Annotated in this window: 13 protein-coding genes; 7 read left to right on the forward strand and 6 right to left on the reverse strand. The window is 71.3% G+C overall.

Going from position 1 to position 14,554, the window contains the following annotated elements; all coding sequences use genetic code 11:
- Nucleotides 1-2 precede the first annotated feature (2 nt).
- The 5 genes from N912_RS0112295 to N912_RS51415 are packed head-to-tail and all read left to right on the forward strand — an operon-like array spanning nucleotide 3 to nucleotide 6,118.
- Nucleotides 3-884, forward strand: a complete 882-nt coding sequence (locus N912_RS0112295) for a branched-chain amino acid ABC transporter permease (protein ID WP_028922661.1) — start codon at nucleotides 3-5, stop codon at nucleotides 882-884.
- On the forward strand, nucleotides 881-2,701 hold the full coding sequence (locus N912_RS0112300; RefSeq protein ID WP_037064259.1) for a branched-chain amino acid ABC transporter ATP-binding protein/permease: 1,821 nt from the start codon (nucleotides 881-883) through the stop codon (nucleotides 2,699-2,701). The genes N912_RS0112295 and N912_RS0112300 overlap by 4 nt, the downstream gene beginning before the upstream one ends.
- 2 nt (nucleotides 2,702-2,703) lie before the next feature.
- A complete protein-coding gene (locus N912_RS0112305; RefSeq protein WP_028922663.1) occupies nucleotides 2,704-3,426 on the forward strand; it encodes an ABC transporter ATP-binding protein in 723 nt (240 codons plus the stop codon).
- A 22-nt stretch (nucleotides 3,427-3,448) separates the two neighbouring features.
- On the forward strand, nucleotides 3,449-4,699 hold the full coding sequence (locus N912_RS51410) for an ABC transporter substrate-binding protein (protein ID WP_051580093.1): 1,251 nt from the start codon (nucleotides 3,449-3,451) through the stop codon (nucleotides 4,697-4,699).
- Nucleotides 4,700-4,711: 12 nt separating this feature from the next.
- Nucleotides 4,712-6,118, forward strand: coding sequence for an amidase (locus tag N912_RS51415; RefSeq protein WP_051580094.1), 1,407 nt, complete (start codon nucleotides 4,712-4,714; stop codon nucleotides 6,116-6,118).
- Between the two features lie 59 nt (nucleotides 6,119-6,177).
- On the opposite strand, the gene N912_RS0112320 is transcribed toward N912_RS51415, so the two are convergent.
- Nucleotides 6,178-7,008 (reverse strand): LLM class F420-dependent oxidoreductase, encoded by an 831-nt coding sequence (locus N912_RS0112320; RefSeq protein ID WP_028922664.1) that lies wholly within the window; start codon nucleotides 7,006-7,008, stop codon nucleotides 6,178-6,180.
- Between the two features lie 140 nt (nucleotides 7,009-7,148).
- Between N912_RS0112320 and N912_RS0112325 the strand changes: the two genes are divergently transcribed.
- A complete protein-coding gene (locus N912_RS0112325) occupies nucleotides 7,149-8,507 on the forward strand; it encodes an MFS transporter (RefSeq protein WP_028922665.1) in 1,359 nt (452 codons plus the stop codon).
- Nucleotides 8,508-8,564: 57 nt separating this feature from the next.
- Complete coding sequence (locus N912_RS0112330; protein WP_028922666.1) at nucleotides 8,565-9,170, forward strand: LysE family translocator; 606 nt, start codon at nucleotides 8,565-8,567, stop codon at nucleotides 9,168-9,170.
- A gap of 9 nt (nucleotides 9,171-9,179) precedes the next feature.
- Here the strand turns inward: N912_RS0112330 and N912_RS0112335 are convergent, their stop codons facing one another.
- From N912_RS0112335 to N912_RS0112355, 5 genes are all read right to left on the reverse strand, one after another.
- On the reverse strand, nucleotides 9,180-10,142 hold the full coding sequence (locus N912_RS0112335; protein WP_051580095.1) for an alpha/beta hydrolase: 963 nt from the start codon (nucleotides 10,140-10,142) through the stop codon (nucleotides 9,180-9,182).
- 10 nt (nucleotides 10,143-10,152) lie between these two features.
- A complete protein-coding gene (locus N912_RS0112340) occupies nucleotides 10,153-10,557 on the reverse strand; it encodes a PPOX class F420-dependent oxidoreductase (RefSeq protein WP_028922668.1) in 405 nt (134 codons plus the stop codon).
- Nucleotides 10,558-10,585: 28 nt separating this feature from the next.
- Nucleotides 10,586-11,701, reverse strand: a complete 1,116-nt coding sequence (locus N912_RS0112345; RefSeq protein WP_169747870.1) for a sugar ABC transporter substrate-binding protein — start codon at nucleotides 11,699-11,701, stop codon at nucleotides 10,586-10,588.
- Nucleotides 11,702-11,872: 171 nt separating this feature from the next.
- Nucleotides 11,873-12,856 (reverse strand): ABC transporter permease, encoded by a 984-nt coding sequence (locus N912_RS0112350; RefSeq protein WP_028922670.1) that lies wholly within the window; start codon nucleotides 12,854-12,856, stop codon nucleotides 11,873-11,875.
- Nucleotides 12,849-14,366, reverse strand: coding sequence for a sugar ABC transporter ATP-binding protein (locus N912_RS0112355; RefSeq protein WP_028922671.1), 1,518 nt, complete (start codon nucleotides 14,364-14,366; stop codon nucleotides 12,849-12,851). The genes N912_RS0112350 and N912_RS0112355 overlap by 8 nt, the downstream gene beginning before the upstream one ends.
- Nucleotides 14,367-14,554: the final 188 nt, after the last annotated feature.

Consider the following 14,554-nt stretch of genomic DNA (forward strand, 5'->3'; position numbering starts at 1 on the left):
CGTTGGACTTCTTCCTACAGCTCGCCCTGCAAGGCGTGGCATTGGGCACCGTGTACGCACTGGTCGGCCAGGGGCTCAACGTCACCTTCTCCACCCTCAAGGTGGTCAACTTCGCGCACGGCTCGTTCCTGATGATCGCGGTCATGATCGCGCTGTCCGCCCTCGGCGCCGGGCTGCCGCTGGCGCTGGCCATGGTGGTCGGGATCGTGGCGGTGGCGGTGCTGGGCATCGCGGTGGAGCGGATAGCCATCCGGCCGGTGCTGAAGAACGCCGGCGGGCTCGGCTGGGTGGTGGCCACGCTGGGCGCGGCGATCGTCATCAAGGCGATCGCGAGCGATGTCTACGGCGCGCAGCCCCGCGCCTTCCCGCCGGTCATCTTCGACGCCACCGACTTCGTGAGCATCGCCGGCGTGCGGATGTCGCTGCAACTGCTGCTGGTGGCGGGCGTGGCGCTGCTGGTGCTGGCGCTGTTCGAGCTGGGGGTGCGGCACACCACCTGGGGGATGGTGCTGCGGGCGACCAGCTACGACCAGGAGTCCGCCCGGCTGCGCGGCATCCGGGTGGAGTGGGTGGTGACCGCCTCGTTCGTGCTCAGCGCCGCGCTGGCCGGGCTGGCCGGGGTGCTGCTCGCGCCGATCACCGGCGTCAGCCCGGCGTTCGGCATGACGCTGATGCTCAACGGCTTCGCCGCCGCGGTGGTCGGCGGCATGGGCAGCTCGCTGGGCGCGCTGGTCGGCGGGGTGCTGGTCGGGGCCACCGAGCTGCTGGTCGGCGGCTACATCTCCACCGCCGCGCAGCACGCGGTGGCGTTCACCGTCCTGGTGCTGGTGCTCATGGTCCGGCCCGGCGGGCTGTTCGGGGCGCGGGAGGTGCAGAAGGTATGACCGCGCTGCTGCAACGAACGCTGCTGCAACGGCTGCCGCGCTGGCTGCTGCCGACCCTGTTCACGATCGCCGTGCTGGCGGTGCCGTTCGTGTTCTCCGGCCGGATCGTGCAGCTGACGATCCTGCTCGGCGTCAACGCGCTGCTCGGGCAGAGCATCAACCTGCTCACCGGGTACACCGGCCAGATCTCCCTGGGGCAGGCCGCGATGTACGGCGCCGGGGCCTACGGCAGCGGAGTGCTGTCCACGCTGCTGGAGTGGCCGATCTGGGTCACGGTGCCGGCCGGGATCGCGCTGGCGATGCTGCTCGGCGCGCTGGTGTCCATCCCGGCCGGGCGGGTCCGCGACTTCTACCTGGCCATGGTCAGCCTCGGGCTGGGCATCCTCGGCGCCGAGGTCATCGCGCAGTGGGACACGGTGACCGGCGGGTTCTCCGGGCTGTCCAACGTGCCGTCCTCGGTGCTGCGGAACCTGACGGTGTTCGGCCACACCTTCGGGCTGGTGGACTACTACTACCTGGCGGTGCTCGCCGTCGCGGTGGTGACCTGGCTGTTCGCCGGGGTGCTCAAGTCGCACATCGGGCGCTCGTTCGTGGCGATCAGCGAGAGCGAGGTCGCGGCGGCCACCCTGGGCGTGTCCGCCGGCAGCCGCAAGCGGATGGCGTACGTGCTCAGCGCCGGCCTGGCCGGGGTGGCCGGGACGATGTACGCGCACCTGGTCGGGTTCCTGAGCCCGGACGCGTTCTCGGTGGACGCCTCGGTGGCCATCCTGGTGTTCGCGGTGCTGGGCGGGCTGCGCACGCTGGCCGGCCCGTTCCTCGGCGCCGCCGTGCTGACCTACCTGCCCGACCAGCTCCAGGCGTTCAGCCGCCACCAGCTACTGATCTACGGCGTGGTGCTGCTGGTGTCGTTCCTGATCCTGCCGCGCGGGCTGACCGGGCTACTGCCGTACCGCACCGGCCTGATCCACCGATCGATCGCTCAGCGGGGTCCGGACGAACCCAACGAACCGGCCTCGGTCGCGGTCGAGGAGCCGGCCGACGGCCCGCTGCTGGAGGTGGCCGGGCTGAGCAAGGCGTTCGTCGGCGTCCGCGCCCTGGACGGGGTGGACATGTCGGTACGGACCGGCTCGATCCACGGGCTGATCGGCCCGAACGGCTCCGGCAAGACCACCCTGCTCAACGTCATCTCCGGCGTCGAGCCGCCCACCGCCGGCACCGTGCGGTTCGCCGGCGCCCGCATCGACGGCCGCCGCCCGCACGAGGTCGCCAGGCTCGGCGTGGCCCGCACCTTCCAGCACCCGCTGTGCTTCCCCGAGCTGACAGTCCGGGAGAACGCGCTGGTCGGCGCCGAACGGCTGTACCGGGGCGGGCTGGCGGGGCCGATGCTGCGGCTGCCCGGGGCGATGGCCGAGGAGCGGCGGCTGCTGCGCGACGCTGACCAGGCGCTGGAGCGGGTCGGGCTCACCGAGCTGGCCGACGAGCTGGCCGGCGGCCTGCCGTTCGGCCGGCAGCGGATGCTGGAGCTGGCCAGGGCGCTGGTGGCGCGGCCCCGGCTGCTGATGCTCGACGAGCCCGCCGCCGGCCTGGCCGAACCAGACCTGGTCGAGCTCGGCGCCCTGCTGCGCGACCTGCGCGACGGCGGCATGACCATCGTGGTGATCGAGCACCACGTGGACTTCCTGTTCGAGCTGGCCTCGTCGGTGACCGTGCTCGACCACGGCGCGGTGATCTTCTCCGGGGCGACCGAGGACGTCCGCCGCGACCCGCGCGTCCTGGAGGCGTACCTCGGTTCCGAAACGGTGAAGGAGGACGTCTAGCCGTGCTCACCGTGGAGAACATCTCGGTCGGCTACGGGCCGGTGCGCGCGGTGCGCGAGCTGTCCCTGGAGCTGAAACCCGGGCAGCTCGGCACGGTCGTCGGGGCCAACGGGGCGGGGAAGTCCTCGCTGCTCAAGGCGGTCAGCGGACTGGTGCCGGTGCGGTCGGGGACGATCACGTTCGACGGCGAGCGGATCGAGGCGACCCCGGCGCACCGCCGCACCGAGCTGGGCATCGCGCACGTGCTGGAGGGCCACCGCGTCTTCGGCGACCAGAGCGTGGAGGCGAACCTGGTGCTCGGCGCGCTGCGCCGGTACCGGTCCCGGCGGGCGCGCGCCGAGGTGCGCGCGGACGTGTCCGCCCAGTACGAGCGGTTCCCGATCCTCGGCGAGCGCCGCGCCCAGCTCGCCGCCACCCTCAGCGGCGGTGAGCAGCAGATGCTGGCCACCTCGGTGGCGCTGATGTCGCGCCCGCGCCTGCTGCTGCTGGACGAACCCTCGCTCGGGCTCGCGCCCAAACTGGTCGAGGAGACGTTCCGGCTGATCACCGCGCTGCGCGAGGAAGGCCTGACGGTCCTGCTGGTCGAGCAGCGCGCGTCGCTGGCGCTGCGGATCGCAGACTACGGCTGGGTGCTGCGCCGAGGCGAGCTGGTCGCCGCCGGCCCCCCGAGCGAGCTGACCGAGGGCGCCCAACTGGATCAGGCCTACCTCGGAGCGGCGACCTAGCCCTGAAGGCGGAGGAGAACCAATGGTGGTTTTGCTCGACAGAAGGCGTTTCCTGGCCGCCGCGGCCGGCTCGGCGGCGATGCTGGCCACCGGCTGCGCGGGCAGCGCGGCGCTGGGCGGGGACCGCGTCGCGCGCGGGGACGGACTCCTCACCATCGGCCTGACCACGGCGCTGACCGGCCCGTACTCCGAGTTCGGCGTGCCGATGAAGAACTGCGTGGACCTGGCCATCAAGCAGGCCAACGACACCGGCGGCGTGCTCGGCCGCCAGGTGAAACTGGTCAGCTACGACGACCAGCTCGTCGCCGAGACCGCCCAGGCGAACATGCGCCGGCTCCTCGACGAGGACAACGTCGACTTCGTTCTCGCCCCCGCCGGCAGCGGCCCGGTCCTGGCGGTTCTCCCGCTGGTGAACGCCAAGGGCCGGATCATGATGAACACCACCGCCCAGACGATGAAGATCGTCTACCCGCACGGCACCGACCGGCCGCCCTACCAGAACGTGTTCAGCTTCTCGCCGGGCAGCCAGATCGAGGGCCACTTCATGGGCGACCTGCTCGCCCGCAAGTTCCGCAAGGTCGGCGTCGTCGCGGAGAGCACCCCGTACGGCCAGACCGAGATGGCCGACATCGCGGCCGCCGCGAAGGCCGGCGGCGCCGCGGTGGTGGCCACCGAGAGCTACGACCAGGGCGCCACCGACCTCACGGCCCAACTGGCCCGCATCCGCTCCGCCGGCGCCGAGGCCATCGGCATGGTCGGGCTGGGCAGCGACGCGGCCACCGCCCGCCAGACCATGGCTCGCCTGGGCATGATGGACACCCCGTTCCTGATCAGCCTGGGCGCCGGCACGGTGGTCTACCCCGACCGCGCCCGCGAGCTGGTCAGCGGCACCATCGGCGTCCAGTTCGCCGCGTTCGACGGCGGCGCGCCGGCCACCGAGTCGGCCCGCGAGCTGTCCCGGGCCTACCGCGCGGCGTACGGCAACGACCGGCACTACGGCCCGAACGAGTGGCCGGTCCCGTCCTTCGGCAACACCCCGGCCAGCTCCTACGACTCGGTGAAGGTCCTGCTCGAGGCCATCAAACGGGCCGGGAGCACGGACAACGCGAAGATCATCGCCGAGCTGAACTCCGGCCGCCCGTTCCCCGCCGCGCGCGGCGACTACCGCTTCTCCCCGCAGTCCCACTTCGCCGTCACCGCCGACCTGCTCACCGTGAAGGTGTTCCGGGCCGGCCCCGGCGGCGCGCTCGACTACACCCCTTACCAGGCCTGAAAGGCGGCTGACATGGGAACCGGTACGAGCACCGACCTGACCGCGACCGAGCTTGCCGAGGCCTACGGCTCCGGCGAGCTGTCCCCGGTGCAGGCCACCACCGACGCGCTGGCGGCGATCGAGGCCCGCGACGGGGAGACCAACGCGTTCTGCCTGGTCGACGCGGAGTCCGCGCTGGCCGCCGCCGCGCTGTCCGAGCAGCGCTGGCGCGCCGGCCGCCAGCTCGGTGCGCTGGACGGGGTGCCGACCTCGATCAAGGACCTGCTGCTCACCAAGGGCTGGCCGACGCTGCGCGGCAGCAGGTGCGTGGACCGCGAGCAGGACTGGGACGTGGACAGCCCGATCGTGGCCCGGCTGCGCGAGGCCGGCGCGGTGCTCATCGGCAAGACCAACACCCCGGAGCTGGGCTGGAAGGGCGTCACCGACAACCCGCTGACCGGCGTGACCCGCAACCCCTGGGACCGCACCCGCACTCCGGGCGGCTCCAGCGGCGGCAGCTCGACCGCCGTCGCCCTCGGCATGGGCACGCTCTCGGTCGGCACCGACGGCGGCGGCTCGATCCGCATCCCGGCCTCGTTCTGCGGCGTCGTCGGGTTCAAGCCGACGCACTCGCGCGTCCCGCTCTACCCGTCCAGCGCGCTGGGCATACTCGCGCACGGCGGCCCGATCGCGCGCTCGGTCGACGACGTGGCCCTGATGATGGACGCGCTCGCGATCCCCGACCACCGCGACCCGTTCGGCCTGGGACCGGTGGCCGCGAGCTTCCGGGACACCAGCGGCCTGGACGTGCTGGCGCTGCGGATGGCCTTCTCCGCCGACCTCGGCTACGTCCAGGTGGACCCCGAGGTGGGCCGTCTGGTGTCCGAGGCGGTGGCCGGCCTGCAATCGGCCGGCGCCCGCATCGAGGCCTCCGACCCCGGTTTCGAGGACCCGATCGCTTCCTTCGACGTGCTCTGGGAGGCCGGCGCGGCGGGCTGGCTGGAGATGTTCATGCGCGACCACATCGACGACGTCGACCCGGGCCTGCGCGGCGTGGTGGAGCGCGGCCTGCGCCACTCCGCCCAGGACTACCTGAAGGCCTACACCGAGCGCCTGAGCCTGGGCATCCTGATGGGCGAGTTCCACACCCGCTACGACGTGCTGATCACCCCGACGGTCCCGATCCAGCCGTTCGAGGCCGGCCACAACGTCCCGCCCGGCAGCGGCCTGCCGGACTGGACCCGCTGGACCCCGTTCACCTACCCGTTCAACATGACCCAGCAGCCCGCGATCAGCGTCCCCGTCGGCTTCACCGCCTCCGGCCTGCCGGTAGGCCTGCAGATAGTCGGCCCCCGCCACAGCGACCGCCTGGTGCTCGCCGTGGCCAAGCTCGTCGAACAGGTCTGCGCCGCCGCCCGCCGCCCCAGCGACTGCCCGTAACCCCTGACCCGTGAGTGGTTAGCGTTGTCATAGCAACGCTAACCACTCACGGGTCCTGATCAGCGGAAACGGTCGGCCACAGTGGACAGCCGATCGAGCGCGCGCAAAGTGTCCGCCTCCGGGGCGGTCTCCAGGGCGAACGAGACCTCGCTGACGCCGGCGTCGACGAACCGGGCCACCACGTCCGGGTCCGCGCCCACGCCGCCGATGGTGATCGGCACGCCGGGGCGGCCGTGCTCGGCCAGCCAGGCGGAGACCTCGCGCAGGGTGGCCGGATCGGTGGCCACCCGGGGGAACCAGCCGTCGCCGTGCGCGAGCAGCCGGTTGCGCGCCGCGACGCTCTCGCCGCCGACGTAGACGGGCGGGTGCGGCGACTGCACGGGCTTGGGCCACAGGTAGATCGGGTCGAAGTCGATGAACCGCCCGTGGAACTCCGCCTCCTCCCGGGTCCAGATCGTTTTCAGCGCGGCCAGCTGCTCGTCCAGCAATTCGCCGCGGGTGGCCGGGTCGACGCCGTGGTTGCGCATTTCCTCGCGGTTCCAACCGGCGCCGACGCCGAACACCGCCCGGCCCCCGGAGACCAGGTCCAGGCTGGCCACCGATTTGGCGGTATGAATGACGTCGCGCTCCGGCAACAGTGCTATACCGGTGGCCAGCCGGAGCGTTTTCGTCGCGCCCGCCGCGGCGGTGAGCGCGACAAAGGGATCTACCGAGCGGAAGTACGACCGGGGCAGCATCGGGCCGCCTCCCCACGGCGTCTCCCTGCGCACCGGAATATGCGAATGCTCGGCCAGGAAGAGCGTTGCGAAGCCCCGTTCTTCCAGCGCGCGCCCGAGCGCCGCCGGGCCGACTCCTTCGTCCGAGACGATCGTGTTGACCGCAAATTTCATACAGTGGTCCCCTCTGCAGATCTGGCCGCTGACCTGCGGAGAATCGGTTGACATGGGCTATGTCACATGGGAAGGTACGTACTCGACCGACTGGTCGGTCGTGAACTTTTCGTGATCGTAGCACCTCCAGGAGCAGCGAGATGACGGACCGCACGTCGACGAAGATGGGCACCGCGAAGATCGCGGCCGCCGCGCTCGCCGGATCGAGCATCGAGAACTACGACTTCTTCATTTATGGAACGGCCGCCGCGCTGGTGTTCCCCTCGCTGTTCTTCCCCGAGCAGAGCGCGCTGACCAGTGCATTGCTGGCGTTCGCCACGTTTTCGGTCGGCTTTCTGGCCCGGCCGTTGGGCGCGGTGTTGTTCGGCCATTACGGAGATGTGCACGGGCGCAAGAAGGCGCTGACCATCGCGTTGGTGTCCATGGGCTTCGCGTCGGTGCTCATCGGGTTGCTGCCGCCTTTCCGGACCATCGGCGTGGCGGCGCCGCTGATACTGGTGCTGCTGCGGTTCGTGCAGGGCATCGCGATGGGCGGGCAGCAGGGCGGCGTGGTGCTGCTGGCGATGGAGAGCGCGCCGGACCACAAGCGGGGCTTCTACTCCAGCTTCGCGCAGGCCGGCGGCCCGGCCGGCATCCTCATCGGCAACCTGGTGTTCCTGATCGCGCTGCGCACCACCTCGCCGGAGGCGTTCCAGTCCTGGGGCTGGCGGGTGCCGTTCCTGTGCAGCGCGGTGCTGATCGCGCTGGCCGTCTACATCCAGTACCGGCTGGAGGAGACGCACGCCTTCCAGCGGCACCAGCAGGTCAAGGAGGTGGCGCCGGAGGCCGTGGCGCCGGTCACCAGGTCGCCGATCCTGGACGTGCTGCGCATCTACCCCCGGCAGATCGCGCTGGTGGCCGCCGCGTACATCGGCATCAACGTCACCTACTACCTGTACATGACGTTCGTGGTCTCCTACGCCACCAACCCCGCCCTGCTCGGCATGTCCAAGGACGTCGTGCTCGGCGCGGTGCTGCTGGCCGCCGGGGTGCAGCTGGTGACGCTGCCGATCGCCGGCGCGGTGTCCGACCGGGTCGGCCGGCGCCGGATGCTGCTGATCGGCTCGGGCGCCACGGTGATCTTCTCGTTCGGCTTCTGGCCCATGATCGACACTCGCTCGCCGGCCGTGGTCGTGCTCGCGCTGGTGGTCGCGCTCGGCGTGCTGCACACGATCATGTACGGGCCGCAGAGCGCGTTCTTCGCCGAGACGTTCGCCACCAGGATGCGCTACTCCGGCATCTCGCTGGGCGTGCAGATCGGCGCCGTCTGCGGCGGCGCGTTCGCCCCGCTGATCGCCACCGCGCTGATCGCCGGCTTCCACTCCTCGTTCCCCGTGGCCCTCTACATGGCGCTGGTCTGCGTGATCACGTTCGCCGCCGTGTGGATGCTGAAGGAGACCTACCTGACCAAGCTGGACGAGCCGGACCGCCGCACCCACCTGGCCGACGACGTGGCCTGAGTCCCCGTAAGCTCGGCGCGAGGGCGGTTGGGCGCCGAGCTTGCGGGAGGGGCCGCTGTGAGTGTCGAGTTCTGGGTGACATCGTTCATCGTCGTCGTGACGCCGGGCACGGGCGTGCTCTACACCATGGCGGCGGGGCTGTCCCGGGGCCTGCGGGCCAGCATGATCGCGGCGGTCGGCTGCACGCTGGGCATCGTGCCGCACATGGTCGCCGCGATCACCGGCCTGGCCGCGCTGCTGCACGCCAGCGCGATGGCCTTCCAGGTGGTCAAGTACGCGGGCGTGGCCTACCTGCTGTACATGGCGTGGAGCACGCTGCGGGACAAGGGCGCGCTCACCGTGGAGCGGGACACCACCCCGCACTCGGCCCGCAAGGTGATCGGCTCGGGCATCCTGGTGAACATCCTGAACCCGAAGCTGACGATCTTCTTCTTCGCGTTCCTGCCCCAGTTCGTGAGTCCGACCGAGCCCAACGCGTACCTGCGCATGATCGAGATGAGCGCGGTGTTCATGCTGCTCACGCTCGTCGTGTTCGTCGGCTACGGCAAGTTCGCCTCGGCCATCCGGGGCCACGTCATCTCCCGCCCGAAGGTGCTGACCTGGATGCGCCGCACGTTCGCCGGCGCGTTCGTGGCCCTCGGAGCAAAGCTCGCCTTCGACTAGCGCGGAGCGTCATTCGTTCAGGTGCCGGCGGACGAACACGCCGATCTTGTCGATGGCCTGCTGCGCCTCGGGCAGCAGCCAGGTCATGAGCTGGTAGACGTGCATCATGCCCTCGGCGACCTGGAGCTCGGCGGCCACGCCGGCGGCGCGGGCGTTGTCGACCAGCCGCAGCGTGTCGTCGAGCAGCATTTCGTCGGTACCGACCTGCAGCAGCAGCGGCGGCAGGCCGGACAGGTCGGCGAAGACGGGGGAGGCCAGCGGGTCGGTCGGGTCGTGGCCGTCCAGGTAGGTGGCCGCGTTCTGCAGCCCCATCTCGGGCGTGACCAGCGGGTCCAGCTCCACGTTGGAGTGGTACGAGCGGCCACCGCAGCTCAGGTCCGACCAGGCCGACAGCGTCACGGCGCACGCGGGCAGCGGTTCGCCGGCGTCGCGCAGTGCGACCATGGCGGCCAGCGCGATGCCACCGCCCGCGGAGTCGCCGGCGAGCGCGAGCCGCTCCGGGCGGACCCCCTCGGCGAGCAGCCCCCGGTAGGCGGCCAGCGCGTCGCGCAGCGCGGCCGGGAACACCTTCTCCGGCGCGAGCGCGTACTCCGCGGAGAACAGCCGTGCCCCGGCGGCCCGCGCGATGCGGGCGGTCAGGTCGGCGTGGCTGCGCGGCGAGCCGATGGTGAACCCGCCGCCGTGGAAGTACAGGACAGCGCGACCCGCACCGGGACCGAAGCAACCCCGCGAAGAGCGCTCATCAAGCCCCGCCGGCGTGTGAGGCGAGGACACCGTTCCGGTGTCCGTCTCGGGCGGGGTGAACCACAGGCCGGGTACGCCGCCGACGCTGGACTGCTCCACGGTGACGTCCTCGGGCACCGGCGGCGCCATCCGGTCGTAGCCGGCCCGCACGTCGTGTACCGGCATGTCGTCGCGCAGCCAGGAGCCGAACGCCTCGGCCACCACCTCGGTGTTGCGTTTCGATGCCATTCGCACGCTCCTACTTGGCCGGTTCGTACTGGGCGGTCACCCGGCTCGGCGTCAGCCGCAGCACGACCCGGACGTTCGCGGCGTCCTCCGGCGGGTACGGCTTGCCCATGTACTTGATCGACAACTGGTCGAGCACGCGCCTGTCCTCGTCCAGCGACACCGCGACCGAGCCGTTGATCGAGAAGTAGCGCACCGGGTTCTCCGGGTCGATCACGACGACGCTGGCGCGCGGGTCGCGTTCCAGGTTGCGCGCCTTGACCCGCCTGGCGACCGTCGACATGAGCACGTCGTCGCCGTCGCGCAACGCCCAGATCGGGGTGCTGTGCGGGGAGCCGTCGGCGTTCAGCGTGGTCAGCACGACCAGCTCGGTCCCGTCGAGCAGCTCCTTGGCGCGCTCGGGCAGCTTGTCGGTCACTCTCTCTCCGTTCCTTGTCTACGTGGGTCTACTTGGCGCCGGTGACGTTGGCGTACTTCTGGAGCACGCCGGTGCCGGTGAGGTAGCGGGAGTTGGCGGGCAGTTCGGGCATCAGGGCCAGGTCGGTGGTGCCGGGCGTGAAGTAGGTGTCGACGTTGTCCTTGGTCAGCACCACCATCGGCGGCGAGGTGAGCTCGGGCAGCGTCGCGCCCTGTTGCACGGCGGCCACCATGGCCAGCACGAACTCGCCCCAGTGGGCGTAGAAGCCGGTCTGCTCGGTGACCCAGCCGTCGTTCGCGCGCAGCGCCTTCACCGCGTCGCCGTTGCCGCCGAAGCCGGAGACGATGGCGTCGCGGGTACGCCCGGCGTTCTCGATCGCGCGCCGGGCGGCGACGGTCACGTCGTCGGCGGTGGTGTAGAGCACGATGTGCCGGTTGGCCGGGATGGACTGCAGCGCCCTGGTCATCGCCGGGTACGCGATGTCCGCGGTGAAGTCCAGGTCCACCTGCAGGCCCTGTTCGCCGCCGATCGTGGTCGTGCTCGGCGTAATGTCCCGGGACGGCACGTGCGTCATGCCCGGCACCAGCCCGGAGAGCTTGTCGTAGAAGCTGGTCACCGCGATGTTCACCGACGGGCCGTACTTCGCGGCCTGCCCGATCACCACGGTGGTGTTCTCGCCGGTCCAGCCCCGGGCGGCCATCTGCTTGGCCATCGCCTCCGCGCCCAGGCCGGCCAGGTACGGCTGGTCGAAGTTGAACAGCGGGCAGCCCTCGACCGGCACGTTCACCGAGATGCACGGGATGCCCGAGCGCTTGAACGTCTGGCTGACCCTGCTGGTCGCGTCGGCGGCCGACGGGTACTCCACGATCACGTCGGGCTTGGCGGCGACCATCAGGTTGGCGTTGCTGAGCATGGCCTCGGCGGTGCCCTTGTTGTCGTAGATGGTGACCTTGGCGCCGAGCTTCTCGGCCTGCTGCTTGAACGTCTCGCCTTGGGAGACGATCAGCGGGTTGGCGGCCGTTGCGATGGCGAACGCGAACGTCTTGCCCTGGAAGTCGACGGTGCCGGCGGGCACCGGTTGTTTCCCACCACCGGCCGGGGCACCCGCCTGACCGCCGCCACCGCACGCGGTCAGTAGCGCCATGGCCCCTACAACAACTGCCATCAAGGTTCGGCTCTGAACCATGGGTTATTCACGCTCCTGGCGCGAGGGCGGGCCGGAGGCTCGTCCGAGTGGCTGGATCAGGCAGTTTGATCGCCGAAGGCGATTCGTGAATAACCCTCTGATTAGGAGTCACAGCTCGTCCCTTCCCGATCACACGGCTCGCCGGGCGCGTTCCTGCAACTTGCCGAAGCCGACGGCGAGCAGCAGCACCGCGCCGCTGACGATCTGCTGGTAGAAGCTGGGCACCCGCTGGATGGTGAGGCCGTCGGACACCGCGCCGAGCAGCAGCACCCCGATCACCGCGCCGGCCACGCTGCCCCGCCCGCCGCCCAGCGCCGCGCCGCCGAGCACCACGGCGGCCAGGCTCTGCAGGGTGATCTCCGAGCCCAGGCTGCCGGTGGCCGCGAGCAGCTGGCTGGCGGTGACCACCCCGGCCACGGCGGCGAGCACGGCGGACACGATGTACACGCCGCCCTCGACGGCGACCACTCGTACCCCCGCCAGCCGGGCGGCGTCCCGGTTCCCGCCGACCATGTACACCCGCCGCCCGAAGATCGTCCACCGCAGCACCAGGTGCACCGCGACCACCAGGGCGGCGGCCAGCAGGACGTGCACCGCGATGCCGTCGAACGCCTCGTCGCCGAGGAACCCGGCCCCGGCCGGCACCGGCAGCGTCTGGCCGTTCGCCACCGTGAACGCGACGCCGCCGGTGATGGACAGCGTGGCCAGCGTGGTGATCAGCGCGTTGATCCTGGCCCAGCCGATGAGCACCAGGTGCACCGCGCCGACCAGCGCGCCGACCGCGATCACCGCCAGCAGCGCCGTCGCCGCCGAGCGCCCGTCGGCGGTGAGCCGGGCGTAGAGCACGGCGGACAGCGGGATCACGCCGCCGATGGACAGGTCGAACCCGCCGGCCACCACCGTCAGCAACTGCCCGAGCGAGGCGATCATGATCACGCTGGCGGTGGCCAGGATGACCGTGGCGTTGGAGTACGTGGCGAAGCCGTCGATGAAGAGCCCGAACCCGACGACGACCAGCACCAGGAAGGTGCCGACGCCCGCGGTCACCGGCACCCGGGCCAGCACCGGGACCCGGACCGGGGCCGGTGGCGCCTGCGTGCCGAGGTCAGTCATGGTGGTGTCCTCCGGCGGCGGCCAGCGCGAGCGCCCTGTTGCCCGTCTTCTCATCACCGGCCAGCTCGGCCACCACCCGGCCGTCGCGCAGCACGATCAGCCGGTCGGTGGCGCCCACCGCCTCCTGCAGGTCGGAGGTCACCAGCACCACCGAGGACCCGGCCCTGGCGAACTCGGTGAGCATCCGGTGGATCTGCGCGCGCGAGCCGATGTCCACGCCCCGGGTCGGCTCGTGCAGCACCAGCACCTTCGGCGCGGCCGCCATCCGGCTGGCCACCAGCACCTTCTGCTGGTTGCCTCCGCTGAGCTGCTCGACCTCCTGGCCCACCGCCCGGCACCTGACGTCGAACCGTTCGGCCAGCTCGCGCCCGGCCCGCGCCTGTGCCCTCGAACGCATCCAGCCCAGCCGGGCGAACCTGCCGATCACCATCATGGTCAGGTGCTCGGCCACGCTCTGGCTCAGCGCCAGGCCCTCGGTCTTGCGCTCGGACGGGACGTAGCCGATGGACAGCCGCCGGGCCCGGCGCGGCGAGCGCGGCACCGGGCGGCGGACCGAGCCGGTGACCAGCGAACCGGTGATGCCGGCCTGGTCGCCGCCGAGCCCGCGCGCGACCGCCTCGACCCCCGACCCGACCAGCCCGAACACGCCGAGCACCTCGCCTTCGCGAATGCCGAAGCTGACCTCCCGCAGCGCCGGCCGCCGCTCCCGCGACCAGCCGGACACCTCCATCGCGACCGGGAACGCGGCGCCGTCGCCGGTCAGGGTCGCCGGCTCGGCGTAGTCGCGCCCGAGCATGGCCGAGACCGTGCGGGCCGGGCTGGTGCGCCCGGTCGGGGACAGGTCGACCAGGCCGCCGTTGCGCAGCACCGCCACCCGGTCGCCGATCTCGAAGCACTCGTCGAGGTGGTGGCTGACGTAGACCAGGCAGGTGCCGCGCTGCTTGAGCCGGTGCAGGTGCCGCAGCAGCGTGCGGGTCTCGTGGGCGTACAGCGACGCGGTGGGCTCGTCCAGGATGAGCAGCCGCACGTCGCTGGCCAGCGCCTTGGCCACCTCGACGAGCTGGCGCTCGGCCAGCGGCAGCTCGGCCATGCGCCGGCGCACGTCGATGCGGATGTCCAGCTCGTCGAGGATCTCCCCGGCGCGCCGGCGCATCCAGCGCTGCGGCGCCCAGGCCCGCCCGCGCGGCCAGTTGGCCAGCATGATGTTCTCGGCGACGGTCAGGTCGGGGACGTAGGCCAGCTCCTGCGGGATCAGGCCGATGCCCTGGGCCCGGCCGTCGCGCGGCGAGCGCAGCGCGGTGGTCCGTCCCTCGATCGCGAGGGTGCCCTCGGTCGGCGCGACGGTGCCGCTCATGACTCCCACGAGCGTCGACTTGCCCGCGCCGTTCTCACCGACCAGCGCCGTGCAGTGGCCGGGCGCGAAGTCAAGGTTGATATCGCGCAAAACCCATGTCGAACCGTAGCGCTTGCCGATTCCGGCTAAGGTGACTAATGGCGACTGATCGCTCATGGGCGGTACCGCGCATTCGATATTACGAACGCCGCTCGCATGTCATTACGCTACCGCTCGCGGCCATTCCGGTCAATGAAATTCGTGCCCTTCGTGCAATGGCGAACGAATGGTCCGTTCTGGCCGTCGGAATTGACGGCTCGAGCCGCGCCCGAACGGGCCCGTCGGCCCGATCCGGCGCGGCCCTG

The sequence above is a fragment of the Actinospineispora acaciae DSM 45401 genome, assembly GCF_000620785.1.
GTDB lineage: Bacteria > Actinomycetota > Actinomycetes > Mycobacteriales > Pseudonocardiaceae > Pseudonocardia > Pseudonocardia acaciae.

Bases quoted from the DNA above. Each gene is read 5' to 3' on its own strand.
- N912_RS0112300 (WP_037064259.1), top strand. From the start codon at position 881: ATGACCGCGCTGCTGCAACGAACGCTGCTGCAACGGCTGCCGCGCTGG.
- N912_RS51410 (WP_051580093.1), top strand. From the start codon at position 3,449: ATGGTGGTTTTGCTCGACAGAAGGCGTTTCCTGGCCGCCGCGGCCGGC.
- N912_RS51415 (WP_051580094.1), top strand. From the start codon at position 4,712: ATGGGAACCGGTACGAGCACCGACCTGACCGCGACCGAGCTTGCCGAG.
- N912_RS0112320 (WP_028922664.1), bottom strand. From the start codon at position 7,008: ATGAAATTTGCGGTCAACACGATCGTCTCGGACGAAGGAGTCGGCCCG.
- N912_RS0112325 (WP_028922665.1), top strand. From the start codon at position 7,149: ATGACGGACCGCACGTCGACGAAGATGGGCACCGCGAAGATCGCGGCC.
- N912_RS0112335 (WP_051580095.1), bottom strand. From the start codon at position 10,142: ATGGCATCGAAACGCAACACCGAGGTGGTGGCCGAGGCGTTCGGCTCC.
- N912_RS0112345 (WP_169747870.1), bottom strand. From the start codon at position 11,701: ATGGCGCTACTGACCGCGTGCGGTGGCGGCGGTCAGGCGGGTGCCCCG.
- N912_RS0112350 (WP_028922670.1), bottom strand. From the start codon at position 12,856: ATGACTGACCTCGGCACGCAGGCGCCACCGGCCCCGGTCCGGGTCCCG.
- N912_RS0112355 (WP_028922671.1), bottom strand. From the start codon at position 14,366: ATGAGCGATCAGTCGCCATTAGTCACCTTAGCCGGAATCGGCAAGCGC.